Annotated in this window: 2 protein-coding genes; both read right to left on the minus strand. The window is 63.4% G+C overall.

Features of this window, described 5'->3' with window-relative positions:
* Window positions 1-312: 312 nt before the first annotated feature.
* Window positions 313-1,092 carry an IS21-like element helper ATPase IstB gene (gene istB / locus WC729_RS30140; RefSeq protein WP_372858551.1) on the minus strand — a complete coding sequence of 260 codons (780 nt, stop codon included), beginning with the start codon at window positions 1,090-1,092 and terminating at the stop codon, window positions 313-315.
* Window positions 1,089-2,531, minus strand: a complete 1,443-nt coding sequence (gene istA / locus WC729_RS30145; RefSeq protein WP_372858552.1) for an IS21 family transposase — start codon at window positions 2,529-2,531, stop codon at window positions 1,089-1,091. The genes istB and istA overlap by 4 nt, the downstream gene beginning before the upstream one ends.
* Window positions 2,532-2,697: the final 166 nt, after the last annotated feature.

Raw genomic sequence — 2,697 nt, forward strand, 5'->3', positions numbered from 1 at the left:
TGTCTGGCGTCAACTAGATCTGAGTTGCTGACGACAACTAGAACTGGGGAATCAAATCTCCGGGGTTGATGGTGTCCTGAGCCGCAGGCTCAGGGGTGACTGCTGTTCGCGGCCCGTTAGGGCCGCGCTCGTTTTGGGTTTGGTTGTTGGTACTCCCTCTTTGGGTTCCCGCCGCAGGCCCTGTGGGAATGTGGGAAACGCGGGGTCATCGCGTTTTCCATATTTCCATCAGGGCGGGTTTCGTTTCTTTCTTTTTGCTACTTTTTCTTTCTTTGTGGAAAACCATCGATTTCCGCCGAGTTTTCCACAGGGTCACGATGTCGCGGCTCGTTTGGCGTTTCGCTCGCGTGCCGCGTTCGCGCGATAGCTGTCGGTGGCGAGCTCGAGAATGAGCGAGTGATGCACGACGCGGTCGATCGCCGCGGCCGTGGTCATCGTGTCCTTGAAGATCTGGTCCCACTTGCTGAAAACCAGATTGCTCGTGATCAGTACGCTGCGCCGCTCATAACGCTCGGCCAGCAGCGTGAAGAGCACCTCCATTTCCTCGCGGCTCTGCTGGACGTAGCCGATGTCGTCGAGGATCAGGGCATCGAACCGGTCGAGCTTGCGCAATTCCTGTGTGAGCCGCAGATCGCGCTTGGCCGCGAGCAGGCGCTGCACGAGTTGGAAGACGGGCGTGAACAGAACGGCCCGACCCTGTCGGACGAATTCATGCCCGAGGCCGGCAAGCAGGTGAGTCTTGCCCGTTCCCGGATTGCCGAAGGCGATCACGTTGACGGCGCGGTCGAGAAACTCGCCGTCGCGCAAGCCCGCAACGCCCGAGCGCACCTTTGCCGGAAGGCGCGTGAGGTCGTAGGTGGCGAGCGTTTTCTCTCGCGGCAGTTTCGACTCGACGAGCAATCGCTCGATCCGCCGTGCCTGGCGCTCGGCCGCCTCGATCTCGGCCAGCGCGAGAAGATATTGCTCGTGCGTGAGCCCTTCGGCGTTCGCCCGCGCGGCCGTCGGCTCGTACTCCCGCACGAACGCCGGAAGACTGAGCGAGCGCAGCAGTAGTGGCAGCGCATTGGACGGCGTCTCTCGCGCCGCTCTCATGCCTCCACCCCCACGGCCGCGAGCGCATCGTAGACGCCCAGATCCGGCTCGATGACACCGCACTCAGGGATCGCGATCTCGCGGGGCTCGCACAGTGCGCTAACTTGTGCGTAGTTCTCGAGTGCGCCGTCCCGAACGAGTCCCTCGAGGGCCTGCTCGACCTGCGTCTCGGTTGTCGACGCCGCAAGATGGAGAATCCGTACGTACTCGAGATCGGCCCCTGTGCCGAGCCGCGCGTCGAGCGCGTCGTAGGCCTGACGGAACACCAGACTCGGGAACAGCGCCTCACGAAACCGGTAGCGCGCAAAGGCTCCCGGCTTGCGCACGAGCGACCAGATGACATGCCGGTAGTCGATCGCGTGGCCACCCTTGCCCCGCAATCGCTCCATCGCGGCCATCCTCTCGCCGCCGTACCAGATCTCAATCCTCTCGGCATTGAGCCGCGCCTCGACGTACTCGCCGATCAGACGCGACGGCACCGAGTACGTGTTCGCACCGAGATGCACCGTCGAGAATGCCGTGACCTTCACGCTCACCCGGCGGAAGCTCTCGAGTGCGACCGCGGGCAGCGGTCGTAGTGCGCGCCGCTCGTCGCCAAGCTTGCCCACGGTCTTTGCATTCCGCGCTGCAACGATCGTCGCGAGAAACGCCTCGTAGCTCGCGCGATCTGCAAAGTCGCGGGTGCCGCGAACCAACAGGGCCTGTCCCACCGCGCGCTTGAACCGGTGATGCGCCTGCTCGACGTCGCCGTTCTCGTGTCCGCGCCCTGGTGTGTTCCGGTCCGGCTTGCACCCGTAGTAGGCGAGAAACTGCGTGTAGCGCTCGTTGAACTCACGCCCACCGCCAGTCAGCTTGTGTGTCGCAGCCGAGAGGTTGTCGGTCCGGCTCTTCCGAGGAACGCCGCCTAGATCATGCACAGCCCGCTGGAATCCCTCGGTCAGCGTTTCGTAGCTCTCGGCAAAGCAAACCATCACCCATTCCCAGTTCGAGTACGGCAGCACGAAGTGATAGCACAGGTGATCGAACTGCTCCCCGCTGATCGTGATGCCCAACTCGTTCATCCACGTGAAGTCGCTCTGCGCCGCCTCCCCCGGACGATGCTCCTGCGGAAACATCACTTCCTTCTGCGGCCCGTGCTTGCCCCGCCACACCCGGATGTACCGCTGCAGCGTCCGCAGCTGCCCGGGCTGCAGATCCAGATCGCCGCGCTCACCCAGAAGCTCGAAGATCGTCTTCGCCTCCAGCCCGGGGCTCTGCTCGAGCATCGTCTCGATCTCCGGCCACACCCCCGCGAACGGGCTCGGCCTGGTCCGGTACTGCCGTGGCTCACGCTGCCCTTTCACAGCCGCCCCATCCCGATACCGCGCCGCCGTCGTTTCGCTCATCCCCGATCGCAGCGCCGCCACGTCCAACCGCTCGCCCTTCTGCAACTCCTTCATCAATCGCTCCACTTGCCGTCTCTCGACCACCCTGCCCTCCCTTGGGGAGGCGCACTCTACCCGATCGATCGGCGCTACTTTTGTGGAGACTCGATCCCCAGATCTAGTTGTCGTTGACCCGTAGATCTAGTTGTCGTTGGGGCACAGTTCTAATTGTCGCTGAACA

It is taken from the genome of Sphingomonas sp. (assembly GCF_041661825.1).
Taxonomy (GTDB): Bacteria; Pseudomonadota; Alphaproteobacteria; order Sphingomonadales; family Sphingomonadaceae; genus Sphingomonas.